We start from the raw sequence: 523 nt of genomic DNA, 5'->3' as shown, positions 1-523 counted from the left end.
TCGTATATCGAGCCGGTTTACCAGGCATTGGCGGGTTTGCTGGCAGACCCTGCCACTTGCACAGCCTGGTTGACGGAAGTGGAGCACTATCGCGTGTTGATCGAACGGGTAATCGAACAACAAGCGTGTCTTCGGTCTCGTGAAAGATTTTGGGGCATCCCAGCCCCAAAATCGACTCGACCTTTGACAACCTATTGGTGCCCCAGCCGTCCTGGTCACCCAGCACTACGCAACAACTTCGCAAGCTCGTTGCTGCTCCGTACTTGGCTCCCATATGACTGGACGCCGCGTTCGGAAGCCTACTTTGTTTTCCCTTTGGCGCAAGGCACGCCGGGAAAACAGTGCGGCCTCGCGGCTACTGGGGTCTACCAGCCTTCGCTTCGCTCTCCATGGCTGGCAGCGGCTGCTTGCTACTGAGGTTTCCACGCTTCGGTTTGCGCTTGTCATTTACCTTCCAGCTCAAGCCCAGTGCACGCGCTCCCCGCTTGTAGCTGTCGCTGGTATAACCCGCATCACCAAAGAT

The 523-nt window shown here is 57.2% G+C and carries 1 protein-coding gene; it reads left to right on the top strand.

The window, feature by feature from the left end:
• The coding region (locus ACOCD2_RS26050; RefSeq protein ID WP_419596543.1) for a hypothetical protein at nucleotides 1-417 on the top strand (417 nt) is incomplete at its 5' end.
• Nucleotides 418-523 lie beyond the last annotated feature (106 nt).

Source organism: Thiolapillus sp. (assembly GCF_048562965.1).
Classification (GTDB): Bacteria; Pseudomonadota; Gammaproteobacteria; order Chromatiales; family Chromatiaceae; genus Thiolapillus; species Thiolapillus brandeum_A.
This window is presented reverse-complemented; position numbering and strand designations above follow the sequence as displayed.